The organism is Gracilibacillus salinarum, assembly GCF_022919575.1.
Lineage (GTDB): Bacteria > Bacillota > Bacilli > Bacillales > Amphibacillaceae > Gracilibacillus > Gracilibacillus salinarum.
On record NZ_CP095071.1, the window covers coordinates 3,517,659 to 3,536,442 of the forward strand.

The 18,784-nt window shown below is 38.6% G+C and carries 13 protein-coding genes and 2 pseudogenes; 13 read left to right on the plus strand and 2 right to left on the minus strand.

The features are described from left to right. Positions 1–13 precede the first annotated feature (13 nt). The gene (locus tag MUN87_RS16435) at positions 14–676 is read left to right on the plus strand and encodes a response regulator transcription factor (RefSeq protein ID WP_244741792.1); all 663 of its coding nucleotides are present in this window, start codon (positions 14–16) and stop codon (positions 674–676) included. Between the two features lie 836 nt (positions 677–1,512). Here the strand turns inward: MUN87_RS16435 and MUN87_RS16440 are convergent. Beyond that, positions 1,513–3,201 carry a hypothetical protein gene (locus tag MUN87_RS16440; RefSeq protein WP_244741795.1) on the minus strand — a complete coding sequence of 563 codons (1,689 nt, stop codon included), beginning with the start codon at positions 3,199–3,201 and terminating at the stop codon, positions 1,513–1,515. Between the two features lie 365 nt (positions 3,202–3,566). On the opposite strand from MUN87_RS16440, the gene MUN87_RS16445 reads away from it, so the two are divergent. The 8 genes from MUN87_RS16445 (at position 3,567) to MUN87_RS16480 (ending at position 14,633) form a co-directional block, all read left to right on the plus strand. Continuing rightward, positions 3,567–5,705: a hypothetical protein gene (locus tag MUN87_RS16445; protein ID WP_244741798.1), complete on the plus strand. Its 2,139-nt coding sequence runs from the start codon at positions 3,567–3,569 to the stop codon at positions 5,703–5,705. A gap of 17 nt (positions 5,706–5,722) precedes the next feature. Beyond that, positions 5,723–6,892: a HEAT repeat domain-containing protein gene (locus MUN87_RS16450; RefSeq protein ID WP_244741799.1), complete on the plus strand. Its 1,170-nt coding sequence runs from the start codon at positions 5,723–5,725 to the stop codon at positions 6,890–6,892. A 15-nt stretch (positions 6,893–6,907) separates the two neighbouring features. Continuing rightward, a complete protein-coding gene (locus tag MUN87_RS16455; RefSeq protein WP_244741802.1) occupies positions 6,908–8,335 on the plus strand; it encodes a glycosyltransferase family 2 protein in 1,428 nt (475 codons plus the stop codon). 30 nt (positions 8,336–8,365) lie between these two features. Then, positions 8,366–9,184, plus strand: coding sequence for a response regulator transcription factor (locus MUN87_RS16460; protein WP_244741804.1), 819 nt, complete (start codon positions 8,366–8,368; stop codon positions 9,182–9,184). 35 nt (positions 9,185–9,219) lie between these two features. Next, on the plus strand, positions 9,220–10,578 hold the full coding sequence (locus MUN87_RS16465; RefSeq protein ID WP_244741806.1) for a nucleotide sugar dehydrogenase: 1,359 nt from the start codon (positions 9,220–9,222) through the stop codon (positions 10,576–10,578). A gap of 158 nt (positions 10,579–10,736) precedes the next feature. Further along, entirely contained in the window at positions 10,737–12,569 is a 1,833-nt protein-coding gene (gene glmS, locus MUN87_RS16470) for a glutamine--fructose-6-phosphate transaminase (isomerizing) (protein ID WP_244741808.1), read from the plus strand. Positions 12,570–12,691: 122 nt separating this feature from the next. Next, positions 12,692–13,672: a sugar phosphate nucleotidyltransferase gene (locus MUN87_RS16475; RefSeq protein ID WP_244741811.1), complete on the plus strand. Its 981-nt coding sequence runs from the start codon at positions 12,692–12,694 to the stop codon at positions 13,670–13,672. 184 nt (positions 13,673–13,856) lie between these two features. Further along, positions 13,857–14,633: a hypothetical protein gene (locus MUN87_RS16480; protein ID WP_244741813.1), complete on the plus strand. Its 777-nt coding sequence runs from the start codon at positions 13,857–13,859 to the stop codon at positions 14,631–14,633. Positions 14,634–14,797: 164 nt separating this feature from the next. Here the strand turns inward: MUN87_RS16480 and MUN87_RS16485 are convergent. Then, positions 14,798–15,312: pseudogene (locus MUN87_RS16485) on the minus strand (transposase); the annotation flags it as partial. 241 nt (positions 15,313–15,553) lie between these two features. Between MUN87_RS16485 and MUN87_RS16490 the strand changes: the two are divergent. The 4 genes and pseudogenes from MUN87_RS16490 to MUN87_RS16505 all read left to right on the plus strand — a co-directional run bounded on the left by MUN87_RS16490 (position 15,554) and on the right by MUN87_RS16505 (position 18,611). Beyond that, the gene (locus tag MUN87_RS16490) at positions 15,554–16,975 is read left to right on the plus strand and encodes a right-handed parallel beta-helix repeat-containing protein (RefSeq protein ID WP_244741816.1); all 1,422 of its coding nucleotides are present in this window, start codon (positions 15,554–15,556) and stop codon (positions 16,973–16,975) included. A 120-nt stretch (positions 16,976–17,095) separates the two neighbouring features. After that, positions 17,096–18,095, plus strand: a pseudogene (locus tag MUN87_RS16495) (IS1380 family transposase); the annotation flags it as partial. A 43-nt stretch (positions 18,096–18,138) separates the two neighbouring features. Further along, positions 18,139–18,426, plus strand: a complete 288-nt coding sequence (locus MUN87_RS16500) for a hypothetical protein (protein WP_244741817.1) — start codon at positions 18,139–18,141, stop codon at positions 18,424–18,426. A 14-nt stretch (positions 18,427–18,440) separates the two neighbouring features. Beyond that, the gene (locus tag MUN87_RS16505) at positions 18,441–18,611 is read left to right on the plus strand and encodes a WYL domain-containing protein (protein WP_244741820.1); all 171 of its coding nucleotides are present in this window, start codon (positions 18,441–18,443) and stop codon (positions 18,609–18,611) included. Positions 18,612–18,784: the final 173 nt, after the last annotated feature.

The window sequence follows — 18,784 nt, forward strand, 5'->3', positions numbered from 1 at the left end:
GGGAGGAATCAGATTGATTTCAATTATGTTAGTGGATGATCATCCAGTAATAGGTGAGGGTTCTAAGTTAATCATTGAAAAAGAGGATGATATGGAAGTAACCATCGCCGATAGTCCAGGTAAAGCGATCGATATATTGAAAGAAGAAGACTTTACCATAATGCTTTTTGACTTGCGGATGGATGGGATGAATGGGATAGAATTGACCAAGCAGGTTCGTTCGATGGGCAAGATGTCCCCGATTCTAATCTATACCGGGCATGATGTAGGACCGTATTTTAATACATTAATGGAAGCTGGTGTGACAGGATTTATTAGTAAAACAGCTTCAAGAGAAGAGCTTATTCAAGCCATTCGTTATGGAGTAGAAGAGAAAGCAATTGTTCCGGTTTCGTTGTTGGAACAATTGCGAAAAGTAGAAGCTCGTGTGCAGGAAACACAAAAAAATAGTGTGGAACAAGCAAATGAAGTATCTATTAGTTCAAAAGAGCAGGATATTCTAACAGAAGTGGCAAAAGGCAAGAGTAACAAAGAAATTGCAGAGGCCTTCTTTAAAAGTCCTCGAACGATCGAATATAATCTGACAGAGATTTTTAAGAAACTTCGAGTCAAAACAAGAGCAGAAGCTGTGTTGAAATCCAAACAACTAGGTGTCATCACAGAAGATATTAAATAAGAAAAGCAGCCAGCGGGTGAGTCCCTTCCTTGGCTGCTTTTCTTGTAAGTGAAGAAGGCATCATTGCAGGCATGGAAGGATTGAGCTGAACGATGTGTCTAAAATACATCCGGCACTTTGCTTCGCATATAAGACATTTCAACATTACCACATTGATATCAAGTTCCTCATTGCATAATCTATTAGGATAACTACCTATAATATGGATTATGTAAACTGTATTGCAAAATGGTGATTTTGATATAAATTATCTGCTTAGCAAAGCTCCGGAAATAGGCTCCGCGTCCTGTGGGCACGGCTTCAGCTAATTTATGAAAGAAAATTCTTTTCTTTCATAAATGGATCTTCAGCTCGCGCTGATTCCACGGGAGTCTCCGCCTATTTCCTACGCTTAAGGGAAGTGCTACAACATTTGAAACAGCTAAAAGCAGTGGATCTAGGCATTATGTTATTCATTCAATTGCTGTTATATATACAGTGATCAATATGCTATCTCTTACAAAAGTTGTAGAGCCCATTTCTTAGCGTAGGCCAACCACGTAGACTCCCGCGGGACAGGCAGGCGCTGAAGATCCACTTTGTGAAGTGCCCTTTCTTCACAAAGTTAGCTTCAGCCGTGCCCCGCAGGACGCGAAGTGGTTGGACGGAGCGTTATCATACCACACATAATTTTTCAAAATGACCACTAAGCTGCTAGTTTACATAATCCATATTATAGGAACTCAGCTTCATGTTCAATGTGATTACTGCTGTGACTGCATTTTTATACTTTATTGATTGATTAAAAAAACCGGGCATTTGCCCGGTTTTTCTTTAAAGTTAGCTGAATACTAGCCTTAATGATCTCTCCAGTAACGATAAGCATGAACGGTATGGCCGTTGTAGGCGGAATTGGAGCTCAGCTCTTCGTCTACGATACTTAATTGCTCTTCCATAAAGTCTGCACCTTCATCGTGGAAAGAAATATGCGGATTGTTTTTGTTCTCTTTTAATTCTACAGAAATGATCATATTTTTATCTGCACTTTCTGCATAATTCATTTCATTTTTAGCTACATCGAGAATGCCGCCGGATCCTTTTGCTTCATCACGAAATGCCATAATGGATGTATGGTCCATTTGGTTGATGACCCACTCATAGAAAGGCGTGTCTGGATGACCTGGCGTACTTGTATCATCAAACCACATGGCTAAGTCCATGCTCGCCTCTAAATCAGATTCGCGTTTCGTCTCTTTTACAAATAACTCGATATTGTCCATCCATTGAGAAAGCACTTCTTGTTCGTTCTCAGCCCAGGATGGTGTTACGTACGGTTCAACATCAAGGTGAATACCAGCAAATTTCTGGTTTTCCTCGACTGTATTGTTATAGTCTTTCACGTAATCGACCAGATTTAACATTCTTTCTTCCTCTTCTTTAAGTGCCCAGGACGGGTGTCCACCCATTGCGTGGATTTCAATTCCTGCCTTGTTTGCTTCTTCAACAAAATCAGAATAAGCACTGTAAGGCTGGGTAAGGTCTAAGCGTGTGTATAAGAGGTTAATATTTTTTTCTTTAGCAAACTCAAGAATCTTGTCTTTCTCGTTGATCAGCGTTTCTGCTTCCCAGATATAGGTACCCCGATATTGTTTATCCTTTTCCTGAATGGTTGGCGGATTTTCCTTTAGCTTCTGCCAGCTGGAGAAATCATCGACTGCTGTACCAACGTAGGAATCGTATTCACTAAGATACTTGTCTACTAAACTGCGATGCATCGCCATATCCGATAAACCTTCTTCAAAGAAAGTGGTGTGGTCCTGACCTGTATCAGACAGTGTTAAACCAATGACGATCTGCTTGTTGTATTTATCAGCTGTTTCAAGTTCATCCTTTGTTAAATGGACAATGCCATTGGGACCTTCCAACGTATCACGATAAGCAAGAATAGTCGTATGGTCAAATTGACGAATTAACCAAGTATGGAAAGGCACGTCTGACTCACCAGGTGTTTCTACATCATCAAGCCAAAAAGGCATAGAACTACTTGTTTCCAATGTAGTGTCTTCTGGTAAAGCATCCAACGTAGCAGTTAAATTACTTTTCCATTGTTTGATGACGGATGATTGGTCTTCGTACCATTCAGGCAAATACTGTGGCTGGATTTTTAAATGAATACCACTAAACTGTACCTCTTCCGAAACCCGTTCATTGTAGGCCTGTACTTCTTCAACAAAGTCGATCACTTTTTGCTGGTTTTCTGAAAGTGACCAGGACGGTTCTCCTCCTAAGGCATGAATCTCAATGCCTGATTCATTTGCACTTCGGATAAATTCCGAATAGCTTTCTAAACTTTTTTCCGGATCTGTTTTTACATATAAGACGTTGTAGCCATTGTCTTTAGCATTCTGCAATAGTTCTTCACCGTTTTCCATAACATCTACGTGCTCCACCCACATTGCTTTCTTCACGGTATCGGTATTCGAGAAACCCGTTAGAAATACAAAGAAAGTACATGTCAGGATGAATAACAATAATTTTTGATTCATTCATAGACCTCCCAAGATCAAATTGAAAATTAATGGTAGACACTACCCGTAGGTAATTTACCAGGGTGTTGAGGGGAGGCGCGCAACGGACAATTGAAAACACTTACTCATGCATCAAATCACAACTTTTTTGTTTGATGGTGATGCGGAATTTCGGACAAAATGTCTATTTATGCGATAAAAAGTACTGCGGTACCGCAATGAAATATTCGGTGTTCCGAAATATAGTTTTCGATGAACATTGGTACCCCTCGTGTTAACGTAAGTAGCGGGGAAGATAAATCATACTTTTAACGTAACTGTTTCGACAAAAAATTTCAACTATGAAAATATTTTTCTTTTATGAAAAAGGGAGGAGGGTAAAAATGAAATATAAGGGTAAAGGGCTTCTTATTATACTTTTCATTACCATTCTTGGGGGATGTTCAGTGTCAGATGCAGCACAGGAAGCAGAGAGTAAAGAATTAGAGAATGGGACAAAAATCAAATTTAGAACAAATGAAGAGCAGTTAGAAATATACAAAAATGACAGCTGGTCTCCTTTTTTTGTGAAAGGTGTCAATATGGGAGCTACTTTACCTGGATATTTCCCAGGTGCGCATGCAATTAAGAAAGAAGATTATCTTCGTTGGTTTGAAATGATTAATGAAATGGGAGCTAATACCATTCGTATTTATACCATTCATGATCCAGCATTTTATCAGGCTTTAGTTGAATTTAATCAAGATCATACGGAAGATCCTCTTTATTTCATGCAAGGGGTATGGTCGCCAGTTAATTTGCTCAAGGAGAAGAACGACGCATGGTCACCAGAAGTGACAAAACAATTTAAAGATGAAATGTCGGATGCAATAGGTGCAGTTAGTGGTGACATAACACTGCCTGAGGATCCGGGGAATGCAAGTGGTGAATACACAGCAGATGCGAGTTCCTACTTGGTGGCTTGGCATATTGGGACTGAGTGGGATCCGGAAATGGTAGAGAATACGAATAAACAGCATAAAGAAGATCCTTTATTCCAAGGGGATTACTTTGAAACGACAAAGGAAGCTTCGGCATTTGAAAGCTGGCTGGCAGAGTTGATGGATGACTTAGCCAAGAAGGAAGAAGCAATTGGTTGGCAGCATCCTATTACATTTACGAATTGGATAACAACCGATCCACTTGAACATCCTGACGAGCCATTTGTCATGGAAGACTTGGTAAGTGTTGACGCTACTCATATTCAGCGCACTGATGAAGCCGGATATTTTGCTTCTTTTCACGCATATCCCTACTATCCGGATTTTCTAAGGTATACCGACAAATATGACAATGTGAAGAATGAAGAAGGTAAGGTCGATACATATAAAGGGTATTTGCAAGAACTGAAAGAATACCACGAAGACATGCCAATCATGATCACAGAATTTGGCGTGCCGGCATCACGAGGAAATGCTCATTTTGGCCCACTTGGTCGCGACCAGGGTGGACACACAGACACGGAGCAAGGAAAGCAAAATGTGGACATGCTGCAGCATATATACCAAGAAGATTATGCGGGAGCTATTGTTTTCACCTGGCAAGATGAATGGTTTAAAAAAACATGGAACACGATGGGTCTTGAAGATCCTCATCGACGTCCTTTCTGGTACAACAATTTATCTGTTGAAATGTCTTATGGTCTGTTAGGGATGTATCCCGATAAACAGGATGAATTAACGATAGATGGTGACTTATCAGATTGGGACGAGCTAGATAAAGGAGAAAGTCAGACGTTATCAACAGCACTTACTGATTTTAACGTGGCGAATGATGAAGGCTATGTTTACCTTTCTGGTCACTTACCTGAAGATTATGATGCAAAAGAAGATACTGTTTATTTCGGTGTTAATTCGCTAAATGGCGGGAAGAAAAACCCGGAATCATTACAAGGCAAAACACTTGATGATGGTTTAGAGACGCTAGTTCAGCTAGGTGGAGATAATGAAAGTGAAGTGTTAATTGCACCGAGCTATGACTTCCACCAACGTATGTATGACAATGCACCGGACGATGACAACGACAGCAACATGCATTCATGGAAATTAGCGGTGAGTCGTAAGGTCAACTCTTCAGAAGTGGATAAAACATTACCATTTGAAGAAGTGCCTGTAGGCGAAATGAAACAGTCCTCCACATCTGAAGCTTCCCAAGCTGATTGGGCTGTTCAAGGTGATGTAATCGAAGTGAGAATTCCTTGGTCATTATTAGGACTCTCAGATCCAAGCTCTAAGCAGGCTATCAGTTACAGTTCAAAAGAGCAGGAAGAGGCAACAATGCAGATGGAAAAGATCGAAGGCATCCGCTTCATTCCGTGGATCGTGAAACAAGGATCAGAAACTGTAGAAGGAGTAGAGGGTCAAACTGTTTCAGTAAAGGATTATCCTCTTTACAACTGGGATGAATGGCAGAAAGTCGAGTATGAGGAACAGTTAAAACAAAGCTATTATATGATGCAAGACGCTTTTACAAATATGGAATAAGGAAAGGAGGATAAGCTTTGTTTATTAATTTACAAGCTGCTTACTGGATGATAGGTAGTTTATTCATTCTTATGTTTATCTTATCAACGATTACGTTAAGCATAAAAGTGAATAAAAAAAGAGTAGAAAAGAAAGAAAAACAGTGTTTGTCCGAATTCCGAAGCTATATTCATTACGTGCAGTCGCAGTTAGATAATGCTGACCGTTTGAGGGCACCTGCAAAAAAACTTCGGACGTTTGAACAAAAGGTTTTACAAAAAAAATTGGTGCAACTGGTGGATCAATTAGAGGGGGTGCACAGACAGAAACTCCTTACATTGTGTGATGATATTGGCTTAATTTCGTACAACAGAGAACGTCTGAAAAGTCCATGGTCCATTGTCCGTATCGATGCAGCATATCATTTAGGAATATTAAGAGATAGCGGATCTACTTCTACATTATTTTCTATGCTGTTTCGTAATAAAATCGAACCTTCTATTTACATCATTGCACGATCTATTGCCCAAACCTCAACAAGTACACCGGAAATGAAAAGCCTGTTGAGATACCTTGTGGAGAATGGCAAGCAGGATAGTCACTTGGTAGCAGATATAGCCAAAGAATCCGAAGCAGATTTAGGAACAGTTTATGCAGAATTCCTGAATGAAAGCAAATTAGAATTTGTGAAAGTTGGTTTGATCGGTTTGCAAAATCAGGTCGATTTCCATATACCAGAAAATATCCATCGTTTCTTAGATTCTGATGACAGAGAAGTAAGAATTCTTGCAGCTAAACTTCTAACCATCTCTATGACTCTCACTAAAGAAGACGTAGAAGTTTACATGAGGGTTTCTGATTGGGAGGTTCGTCATCATTTCGCTGAGTGGATCGGTAATGCAGAACTCAAACAGTATGCGGATTTATTAAATCAAGGTGTACAGGATACCAATTGGCTGGTTTCAAGAGCTAGTGCAAAAAGCTTAATCCAGTTAGGTACGAAAGGCTTTGAAATTATTTGTGAAGTAGCCTTTGGTAACCATGGAGAACAAGGAAGAGAAGTAGCTCAAGAGTTTATGGAAGAAGAATTGAAACAATCCATTCATCGCTTCTCAAATTTAGCAGATATTACTGATTATAATCAGAAAGTATATATCTATCAGAAATACTTTGGAAAAAGTGATGAATACTTAATCAAATCCATTTAGAAAGGAGGAGCTATTGTGAGAGAAATACTGCTGGCATACGGTATTTTTGCCATGTATTATGTGATTGCTATTAACACGATTTATTGTGGAATTATTTTGTTTTCGTTTAAGAGATTACCTGGAATTATCAAAGAAACTTTCTATTCCAAGTATGAACCATTATCAGGTTCTAAGCATGTACCGCCTATCTCTGTACTGGTTCCGGCATTTAACGAGGAATTGACGGTTAAAGAGAATGTGCGTTCATTGCTAGCTCTCCATTATCCAGAGCACGAAGTCATTGTCGTTAATGATGGGTCTAGTGATGATACAGTAGGGGTTTTAATTGAAGAATTCAAACTGAAATATTATAAACCGACGTTTATTAAAGATACGGTTCCTACGTCTAAAGTAAAAGGGATCTATTACAATCCAGCATTTCCTAATCTGTATTTAGTAGATAAAGAAAATGGAGGAAAAGCGGATGCATTGAATGCAGGAATTAATTTAGCACATTATTCACTTGTTTCTTCTATCGATGCTGATTCACTGTTAGAGAGTGATGCTCTCGTACGAATCGCAAGAAAGTATATGGAGAATCCAGAAGAATATGTAGCGATTGGAGGAAATGTTCGCATTGCCAATGGCTGTAAGATTTCCGACGGGATGGTGAAGAAAGTAAATCTGCCGAAGAAACTGTTGCCGATGTTGCAGACGGTGGAATATATGAAGGCATTCCTCGGGGGAAGAATCGGCTGGAGTGAAGTTAATGGATTAATTATTGTATCCGGTGCATTCGGTGTATTCAAGAAGGATTATATAGTGAAAGTAGGCGGCTACCGTGGAGGTTATCCCGGCGAGGATATGAATATAATCATTAAACTTCACCGATATATGTTGGATAACAAGCTGCCATATAAAATCGATTTTTGTCCAGATGCAGTCTGCTGGACGCAAGCACCAGACACTTTTAAGATCCTTGGCAGTCAAAGGAAACGATGGGGCAGAGGGAATCTAAAGAATATGCTCGAAGAAGGCATGTATATGTTCATGCGTCCAAAATATAAAATTATGGGCTTGTTGACTATTCCATATAATATTATTTTCGAAACATTAAGCCCTTATTTCAGAATTACTGGTTTTCTGGCGCTTGTAGGTTACGGTTTGTTAGAGATGTCAGGGTGGACCATTCTCGGTGTGTTCATGCTCATTAATGTCTTATACGGAACACTGTTAGGAATTGGAGCACTATTAATTGAAGAAATGGCTTTTCAGCGATATCCGAGAGTGCGAGATTATTTCAAAATGGTTTTTTATACGATTTTAATGTTCTTCGGTTATCGTCAGCTTGGGATTTTGTGGAGGTTCCTCGGTCACATTGACTTTATGCGTAAGAACAATACTTGGGGAACGATGACAAGGACTAGCTGGAATGATGATAATGATACGAAGCAATCTGCTTAAAGCTATTTATATAAAGGAGGAGTAAGGAAAATGACGAAAGCACCAACAGGTTCCGAGATTTTAAATTCTTTTCAGCACTTTCTTCATTATTATCAGGCAAGTCGATTAACGTGCGGGATTATTACAGCACGTGCAGATCTTGATCCATCAGCGATAGAAAAGCTAAAGGGTAAGTTGGAAAAACAAGAGCCCGAAACAGCTTTTCAAATAAACTATGATACTGAATTAGGTATTGTCGGATTGTTATTAGATGGTTGTGATCTGGCTTATACCCACTTTTATGCATTGTTCGTAAAAGAATTCCTGGAGCAAGCCAATCAATTAACGGGTCCTGTATTAGTGGGAAGCTTTCCTGAAAACAGTGACGATGCTGAACAAATGCTAGCTTATATGATTGAGGAAATGACAGATGCTGATAACGAGGAGAAAGAGATCAAAGTATTTGAAAATATAACAAAAGCAAAAACAGAAATGCGTTCTATCCTTATTGTAGATCCGGATGAAACCATCCTTCAGCTCTTGAAGAATTACTTGGAAAGTAAAGAATATGTGGTTCATACCGCGCAAAACGGAAGAGATGGTCTGGATCAATATAAGAAGATACTTCCTGATTTAGTCATTACAGAAATCAATTTGCCAGCTATAGCAGGCTACCAATTTATCAATGAATTAAAACAGATTGACGAACATTCGAACAGTCACTCCGAAATTATCGTGTTAACCAATAAGGAGTTGGAAGAAAATATTAAGTTAACCTTTGAATCTGGCGTAGCAGAATATATGACGAAGTCTTTTTCACTTATTGAACTCGAAGCACGAATCAAACGACTCGTGAAAGTAATGGGTTAATCTAATTTAAATTCTATGAAAAGAGGGATATGATTATGGGTTTTTATGAACAATTAAGCCAAAAAATAGAAATGAAGAAAGCAAATATCGGTGTGATCGGCATGGGATATGTCGGACTGCCACTTGCGGTGGAGATGGTGAAATCAGGTTTTAACGTATGCGGCATTGACTTAAGTGAGGAAAAAATTCAATCGTTAAGAAATGGAAAGTCATATATTAACGATATTTCAGATCAGGAATTACAAGAAAGTTTAGATACGAATCGTTTCTTTCCAACTAATGAGTATGAGGTAGTGAAGGAGTTAGACGCAATCAGCATTTGTGTTCCTACACCACTCAGTGAAAATCAGGATCCAGATACTTCTTACATTTCGAGTGTAATCGAAAGTGTTAAACCATATATGAAGAAAGGGATGCTCGTTACGTTAGAAAGTACGACTTATCCGGGAACAACCGATGAGTTGATCCTGAAAGAATTCCAACGCATAGGCTATGAACCTGGGAATGATATTTTCCTTTGCTACTCTCCGGAACGAGTAGATCCTGGAAATGAATCATTCCATACCAACAATGTACCGAAAGTAATGGGCGGTATTACAGACAACTGTAATAAGGTCGGTAAGCTGCTTTACAGCAATTATATTGAAAATATTGTACCTGTATCTTCACCAAAAGTAGCTGAGATGTCTAAACTCTTAGAAAATACGTTCCGTAGTGTCAATATCGCATTTGTAAATGAGATGGCATTAATGTGCGAACGCATGGACATCGACGTATGGGAAGTAATTGATGCTGCAGCAACGAAGCCATTTGGATTTATGAAGTTCCAGCCGGGACCGGGAATTGGCGGTCATTGTATTCCGCTTGACCCTATGTATCTATCATGGAAAGCGAAGGGCTTCCGTTTCTATAGCAAATTTATCGACTTGGCACAATCGATTAACAATAACATGCCTGACGTAGTTACTAGAAAAACATCAGAAGTGTTAAACATTTATGGCAAGTCTATTAATAGCTCTAAGATCCTTATTTTAGGTATGGCTTATAAACCGAATATTAGTGACCTTCGTGAGTCTCCGGGGTTATATCTGTATGAATTGTATAAAGAGAATGGTGCAAACGTGGACTATTACGATCCGCATGCCCATAGCTTTATTGATGAAGATGGTTCGATTGCACACTCCATCACATACAGTAAAGAAGCATTGAAGGACTATGATTGCATGGTATTAGTAACGAACCATAGCGATTTTGATTACGATGAACTGGCAAACTTAGATATTCCAATCGTAGATACAAGAAATGCCTTTAAGGATTACCATCAAGCGCATATTCACAAACTAGGTACAACATCAAAAGTAAATAAAAAACACCAAGAATCTATCGCATTGTAAGAGATGACAAAGAGCCTGACAGTCTTGGGTACATTGCGTAGACAAAAACGCAGTGTACCGGCTGCTTTCGGCGCTTGATATTCGATAGATACGCAACTTTGATACTTTCTTTCACTATTAATAAACACACACTACAAAGGTAAGGGAGAGGAAATAACATGTGCGGAATCATTGGTTATATTGGACAAAAAGACACACAGCAAGTGTTAACGACAGGGCTAAGTAAATTAGAATATCGAGGATATGATTCAGTAGGTATTGCAGTAGTTAACGGTGAATCCGTTCAAGTAGAAAAGGCGAAAGGCAGATTAGATGTATTGCAGGACAAGCTTGATCAGGCCCCGCTCTCAGGAAATGTAGGGATCGGACATACACGCTGGGCAACACATGGTGAACCTTCAAACGAAAACTCTCATCCACATACAGATGGGAACAAAGAATTTGCTGTGGTACATAACGGTATTATCGAAAATTACTTAGACATTAAAAGAGAGCTTAAGCAAAAAGGCTATACCTTTATTTCTGAAACCGACTCAGAAGTTATCTCACATCTATTCTCTGATTTATATGATGGAGACATGCTTTCGACTATTCAAAAAGTCGTTAAACGATTAGAAGGCGCTTATGCATTAGGAATTGTTTCTGAGCATGACCCAGATCGCCTTTATGCGGTAAGACAGGCAAGCCCGCTTATTATTGGAGCAGGGGATGGAGAAACATTAATCAGTTCAGATATTCCTGCGGTTCTTGAACATACGCGTGACATTTTCATCTTGGAAGATGGCGAAATGGCAGTCTTAACAAAAGATGATGTGACACTTCTTGAGACGGAAACAGGAGTAGAATTGAATCGTGACTTATTCCGCGCTGACTGGGATATGGAGCAGGCAGAGAAGAATGGCTATGACCATTTTATGCTGAAAGAAATTCATGAACAGCCAACTGCCTTACAAAAAACGATGACGGGAAGATTTAATAAAGAACAGAAATCGGTAGAATTTGATGAACTTCAGTGGTCAACTCAACAGGTAGAACAATGGGATAAGATCACGATCGTTGCTTGCGGTACGGCTTACCATGCTGGTTTGATCGGTAAGCACGTTATCGAGGAACTCACGCGAATCCCTGTTGATGTGGAAGTAGCTTCAGAATTTCGTTATCGCCGCCCGATTGTCAATGAGAAGACACTTGTTATTGTCGTTAGTCAATCAGGTGAAACGGCAGATACCTTGGCTGCTTTACGTCAAAGCCAGCATTTAGGTGCTCAAGTGCTTGCTATAACAAATGTAGTCGGTAGTTCCATTGCTCGTGAAGCAGATAAAGTACTCTTAACAATGGCAGGACCAGAAATTGCCGTAGCTTCTACAAAGGCTTATACGACACAAGTACTAACTTTCTATCTATTAGGTATCTACCTTGCTGAAAGAAAACAATCCATTTCCAAAGAATATCAAGATCAGCTGCTTGAATCGATTGCAGAAATTCCAAATAAGATGGAAGAAATTCTGGAGCATTCCAGCAGTATTCGCTGGTATAGTGAATCTATCAAAGATGCTAACAGTGTATTCTTCATTGGACGCGGGGTAGATTTCCCAGTTTCTCTAGAAGGTTCATTGAAACTGAAAGAAATTTCTTATATTCATTCAGAGGCATATGCGGCGGGTGAATTAAAGCATGGAACGCTTGCCTTAATTGAGGAAGGGACACCAATTATAGCACTTATCACACAGGAAGAAGTTAGTGAGAAGATGTTAGGAAATATTAAAGAAGTGAAAGCACGTGGTGCCCAAGTACTTGGAATAGCTGGTGAAGAAAAGATGAATATTTGGGAGTATGTAGACGAATGCTGTTACATCCCTAATACCTTATCGATCATGACTCCGTTATTAACGGTTATTCCGTTACAATTAATTTCTTATTATACATCGCTTGCTCTTGGCAATGATGTGGATAAACCACGTAATCTTGCTAAAAGTGTCACGGTTGAATAGGGTTCTGAATAACCCGAGATCTGTGTGGTCTTAGGGTTTTGGTAAATAAACGTTGTGGAAGATGGAGTGGATAAAGTTCCATCTTCCTTCTATAGATAAAGATGAAGGATGGGGGAGATAAGATGAATCAAACATTTGCTGTTATTTTAGCCGCTGGAAAAGGTACAAGAATGAAATCTGAATTGCCAAAGGTTCTTCATGATGTTTGTGGTCAATCGATGGTTGAGCATGTAATTGATCGGTTGCAACGTATATCAATGGATCGAATTATTACCGTGGTAGGACATCAGTCCGAGTTAATCAAACAACACCTAGGCGAATCGCTTGAGTACGCACATCAAGAAGAGCAGCTTGGTACCGCACATGCAGTGCAAATGTGCCGTGAAAAACTTCATGATCAGCAAGGTTCAACGCTAATAATTACTGGAGATACCCCTTTAATTACGGAACAAACACTTCAGAAATGTCTGGAACATCATCGCCAAACAGAGGCAGCAGCTACTATTTTAACGATGCATCCAGAAGATCCAGCTGGATATGGCAGGATTATCCGAGATGAGCATGGACAAGTGGTGCGAATTGTAGAGCATAAAGATGCTACAGAAAAAGAACGTGAAGTAAATGAAGTGAATACAGGCATCTTTTGCTTTGATAATCAATTATTATTTAAGGCGCTTGATCAAGTATCTACTAATAATAAGCAGCAAGAATATTATTTACCGGATGTTATCGAAATTTTGAAAGATCAAGATGAGATCATATCGGCTGCAGCTGTATATGACATTGAAGAAGGTTTAGGAGTTAACGATACAGAACAACTTGCACATGCAAAGGACATTCTGCAAAAACGAATTATTGACTATCATCAGGCTAATGGAGTCACCATTACCGATCCTTCATCCACTTATATCGAGGCGGAGGTGACGATCGGTAAGAATACGGTTATTGAACCTCGAACACAATTAAAAGGCAACACGAAAATAGGAGATAACTGCATTGTCGGCCCTGATATCAGACTGTGGAACTATACTTCTATTAATATTCAGAAGCAACAAGATTCTGCTGAAGCGGATGACCAGAGTGTCATGTCTTATGTTAAATAAAAATAAACAGCAGAGGTCTTTGCATACAGAAAGATCTTTGAATCAAAGCAGGTTCTATTCTTTCCTATTTTCGATGAAAGGGTGCTTAGCCATTATCACGCTGATCGCTATCCTATGTTCAGTAGGATTTTACTTCAATCAGAAAAATTATGAGAAAGTAACCTGGATCTGGGATCTTGAAAAATTGGATGAAAGTCAAGAGGACCTCATTTCATTTGCGAATGATCAGGGCATTAACTTAATTTATTTACATGTTAGTCAAAAGGGATTTGATAAAGAGAAAATTCAATCCTTTATCAAAAAAGCTGCTGAAGAAGATATTAAAGTGTATGCACTTGGCGGCGATCCATACTGGGCCCTATCGAAAAACAGGGATAGCTTAGAACGTTTTGTCTCTAATGTAAAGGATTATAATCGTCATGTTTCTGAAGAGGAGAGATTCCAAGGGATTCATCTCGATATTGAGCCGTATTTACTATCGGAGTGGAAGAATGACCAGGATACTGTCATAACCCAATGGCTGGATAATATGAATTATTTGAAACAGCAAGCGAAATCTGATGCCAATCTCAACATCAGCGGAGATTTCCCATTTTGGATCTACAAAGTGAAAATACCGGGTGAAGAGAGTAATGTTGGAGAATGGATGATTTCTAAACTTGATTCCATCACCATCATGGCATATCGAGATTCTGCCGAAGGGAAGAATGGCATTAAATCCATTTCATCGCCACTCATTGAACAAGCCGCCAACCATAATAAATCGGTTGTAATCGGCGTGAATATGGTCAAAACAGATGAAGGTAGTCACACTACCTTCTACGATACCCATCCTAATGAAATGAATCAGGAATTACATCAACTGGAAAACTACTTCGCAGGACATCCAGGCTTTGGTGGAATTGCCGTACATGACTATCGTTCCTGGAAGTCAAATATTAAGAAAAGAGCATACGATTAAATATCTATGCTTTCAGAGCCGTTTTCTTCTAATAAAGAAGGAGCGGCTCTTTCTTATACGAGTGTTACCATGTCGAAATGAATCTTTGCGCGTTCCCCAGTACGATAACGAACATTGTTAAGCTGAAAGAATTCCTTAAGATAGGAATTTGCCCTTTCTACAGGCTCTTCTTTGGACTTGCAGCCGCGTTTTTTTGGTTCGGGTTTTGGCTTTTCTTCTTTCCGTGGTGCTTGATCACTTGCTTCAAAATGGGTTGCGTCGATAGAAACGGTATCATCCATGATAAAGCCTTCTGCGATAGCTTGAAGGACAACTTTTTCTTGTTCTTTCTCTAAGATGTTACATTCCTTTAATTTTGTTACAAGTCGAGAATAAGACGCTTCAGACGGTATGTCGTCGGAAACTAGAAACCCACAGTTTAACTTAAATGCGATATCATCATGAAGTCGTGTAATAAGATCCTTAACTGTTGGGACGCGTTCAATATATCTCACAAAAGTGGAAATAATCATGGCTGCATAGTTTAGCTCTTCTGGCGCACCAAGTCGTGATTTTTTGGTTACTTCACGATAAATTGCATCCAAATCTAACGTTGAAATAATCGCTTCATATTTTGGGGTAGGTCCATCTCGTATAATTCTTGGATGCTAAATAAGCTAGGTTGTCGTATAATGGTCATAGGGAGTAATCCTCCAGTCTTTTTGGATGTTTTAGTCGACTGCCATTATACAGGACTTGGGGAGGTATTTCCTTTTTTATGTTTTAAATCCCTTGGGGTACAAGGGATTGGAATTATGAAATTCATTCATTTGAATTGATGAAACAATATTTTAAATTTACCGAGATAAAATATTGCCTAAACGGCTATTTTTATGCTTAAGTATAAAGTGAAAGTTACGAACCTATAAAGGAATGATGAAATGAAAAAGACGATTCTTTACCTCTTTGCAGCAGCTATTTTATTTGTTTTTGGTTTTAATATAACAGATTCAACACATGATAATGCTATATACGTTGCTATAAACGGAAATGATCAAAATGATGGTACTAAATCAAAACCATTTCGCACACTAAATAAAGCTGCTTCAGAAGCAAGAGCGGGATCGATTGTCTACATAAAAGAAGGCATCTATAAAGAGAGGCTAGTTGTTAGGTATAGTGGAACAAAATTAAAACCAATCACGTTTAAAGCCTATAATCAAGACAAGGTTGTTCTTACTGGTGAGGACATAAAGAATGTAGAAGGGGATACGTCCCTTGTTAACATAGATAATAAAAATTATATCACTATTAGTGGACTCATTATTCAAGATTTAACTTCTAACTTAATGAATGAAACTGTAATAGGGATGTATGTAACAGGCTCAAGCAGCCATATTACGTTAGAAAATAATGTAGTACGAAGAATGGAAACGCATGCAGAAGATGGGAATGCCCATGGGATTGCTATATACGGAACGGGCCCGATGAAAGATATTGATATTATAAATAATACAATTGAGGATTTAAAACTCGGATGGAGTGAATCACTCGTTCTTAATGGGAATATCGATGGTTTTAACGTTGACAATAACGTAGTCCGCAGAAATGATAATATCGGTATCGATTTAATTGGTCATGAGGGTATATCCAATGATACAAAAGCTGACTACGTTCGAAATGGTATTGTTAAAAATAATGAAGTGTATGAAATATCCTCGTACGGTAATTCAGCATATGGAGAAGAATATAGTGCCGGTGGGATTTATGTTGATGGTGGGAAAAATATAACGATTGAGAAGAATACTATTTATAATTGTGATATCGGAATTGAGGCAACCTCTGAGCATGCAAAACAATATGCTGATAACATTCAAATAACAGACAACATTGTGTATAACAACCACTATACAGGAATATCGATTGGTGGATATGATGAAAATCGGGGAGGAACAATAAACTCTTCCATTACAAAAAACATTATCTATCGAAATGATACGAAAGGGCTAGCAGGAGGGCAACTGCTATTACAGCATGATATAAAAAACAATGTGATAGAAAAAAATATTCTAACCGCAGGACCATCTCGTATTTTTATCGCCAACTTTTTTACAACGAATCATGATAATGTACTAACAAGAAATGTCTTTCATAAAGAAAAGGGAAAAACAGGTCTTTGGGTATGGAGGAAAGAAGAATTCACTTCTTTTCAAGATTTCAAACTTGCTTCAACTAGTAATCCCCAATCTAGTTACTTGGATCCAATGTTTGAAAATGAAACCAACTATGATTTTACATTAAAAAAAGAATCTCCTGCAAAAAATATTATTGAACCTGAATTATTCATAGAAAGTCTTAGATAACTTTCAAATGATTATCCACCAAGGGATCAAGCCGAATTGAGTATGCATCAAATAAATGAAAAAAGAATCCGTTGCTGATATGGTTAAAGCAACGACAAAATAACCACAGAAAGGATTCTTATGGCTACCTTACCGCAATTAACACTGAATTTCAATCGTAAAATTAAAGTATCAAATGATGGAGGTTCTCTTTCCTCTGACACGGGCGAATTGGCATTTAGAGAATTCGATGAGAAAATTGGTTTCTCCAAGACATTGGCGCACCATCTACATTTGAAAGATGACAGACGTTACTATACACATTCAAATGAAAACTTGTTTCGTCAAAAGATTTATCAATTCATTGCCGGATATTCTGAAGATGATGCAGTTGATCAATTGACGAATGACCCTGTTTTCACGGAAATCATTGGACCAGATGCGTTGGCTTCTCAACCTAGCCTATCTCGTTTTTATCCGCGATTTGATACGGATTCTATGGAACAACTCAATCAAGGCAATCAAGAACTCCTGGATAAAGTACATCAATTCCGAGAGTCAAAAACACTTATTTTTGATTTGGATTCCACACACGCTGATACATATGGCGAACAAGATTGTAATGTGTTCAATACTCAATACGGTACGTCGGCTTTCATCCATTGGTTTGTTTCGATGATATAACGGGCGACTTTATGAAAGCTCAACTTCGACCAGAAAATGTCTATACATCCAATGGAGTTGTAGAGTTTATAAAACCTCTTATCGAACATTACAATGAAAAGTTTCCAGAGACAATACCGTTTTTACGTGGGTCTAGCGGTTTTGCTGTCCCGCTTTGTATGAATTATATGAAACTGAATCGGTCTATTACGTCATTCGTTTAAAATCCAATGCCAATTTGCAGCGACTCGCAGATGATTCATCCTTCCTCTTTGTCCTCCAATGTGACAGAGGCAGAATATTATTACGAGTAGACCGAGTATCAAGCAAAATCTTGGCCCAAACCAAGAAAAGTGATTATCCAATCTGTTCGTCATGCAGGGGGTTATTTTTCTCGCATGTATTTTTTGTAACAAACTTACAAGATACCTTTTCACCAGAAGATATCGTCCGTTCTTACCAGAAAAGAGGGAGGTTGGTGTCTATTAGATAATTTTCGGAGTAAATTAAGTGGATTAACCATGGATGACATGAAATCTTTATTTCTTTTCACTTCTGAAGAAATACTTGATGATTTAGGTTTAAATAACATGCCACTAGATACGAGACAAAAGTTACTTGCAGCTATCCCGGATCCATATCGGGACGAAGCACAAGCAATCTGGGAAAGAATTCATATAGATTCAGGTACCTGGAGACAATCCAAAGAAAAAATGTATGCCCTTAATACCGTTCAACAAGTAGTTTTGGAAAGTAAAAAGTTGATAATTCATTATGAACAGGCAGACGGAGAGCAAAAAAGAGGTTAATTGAACCATTAGGATTGGTAGTAAAAAAGGATAGATGGTACCTTGTTGCATCAAGAGATGGAGAGTTACGCAATTACAGGGTGTCTCGCATACACATGGCAAAAGTTGAAAAAGAGACTTTTAGAAGGCCGCTTCCTTTCAATTTGGCAGCATACTGGGAACGATCAAAAGCAGAGTTCGTATAAAATTTACCGAAATATGATGTGCAAGTAGAAATACATCTGGAAATAATAAAAAGATTTACATTTACAGCTAAGTTTGTCCAAGTTATAAAAACAGAGAAACCAAATGCAGATAAATGGATATCAGCAACTTTAAGATTTAACGATAAGCAAGAGGCTATAGAGTATATATAGGG

What these genes read in the sequence shown, in the direction of transcription:
- MUN87_RS16440 (WP_244741795.1), bottom strand. Translation starts at nt 3,201, where the DNA reads ATGAATCAAAAATTATTGTTATTCATCCTGACATGTACTTTCTTTGTA.
- glmS (WP_244741808.1), top strand. Translation starts at nt 10,737, where the DNA reads ATGTGCGGAATCATTGGTTATATTGGACAAAAAGACACACAGCAAGTG.
- MUN87_RS16465 (WP_244741806.1), top strand. Translation starts at nt 9,220, where the DNA reads ATGGGTTTTTATGAACAATTAAGCCAAAAAATAGAAATGAAGAAAGCA.
- MUN87_RS16445 (WP_244741798.1), top strand. Translation starts at nt 3,567, where the DNA reads ATGAAATATAAGGGTAAAGGGCTTCTTATTATACTTTTCATTACCATT.
- MUN87_RS16490 (WP_244741816.1), top strand. Translation starts at nt 15,554, where the DNA reads ATGAAAAAGACGATTCTTTACCTCTTTGCAGCAGCTATTTTATTTGTT.
- MUN87_RS16475 (WP_244741811.1), top strand. Translation starts at nt 12,692, where the DNA reads ATGAATCAAACATTTGCTGTTATTTTAGCCGCTGGAAAAGGTACAAGA.
- MUN87_RS16460 (WP_244741804.1), top strand. Translation starts at nt 8,366, where the DNA reads ATGACGAAAGCACCAACAGGTTCCGAGATTTTAAATTCTTTTCAGCAC.
- MUN87_RS16500 (WP_244741817.1), top strand. Translation starts at nt 18,139, where the DNA reads ATGGATGACATGAAATCTTTATTTCTTTTCACTTCTGAAGAAATACTT.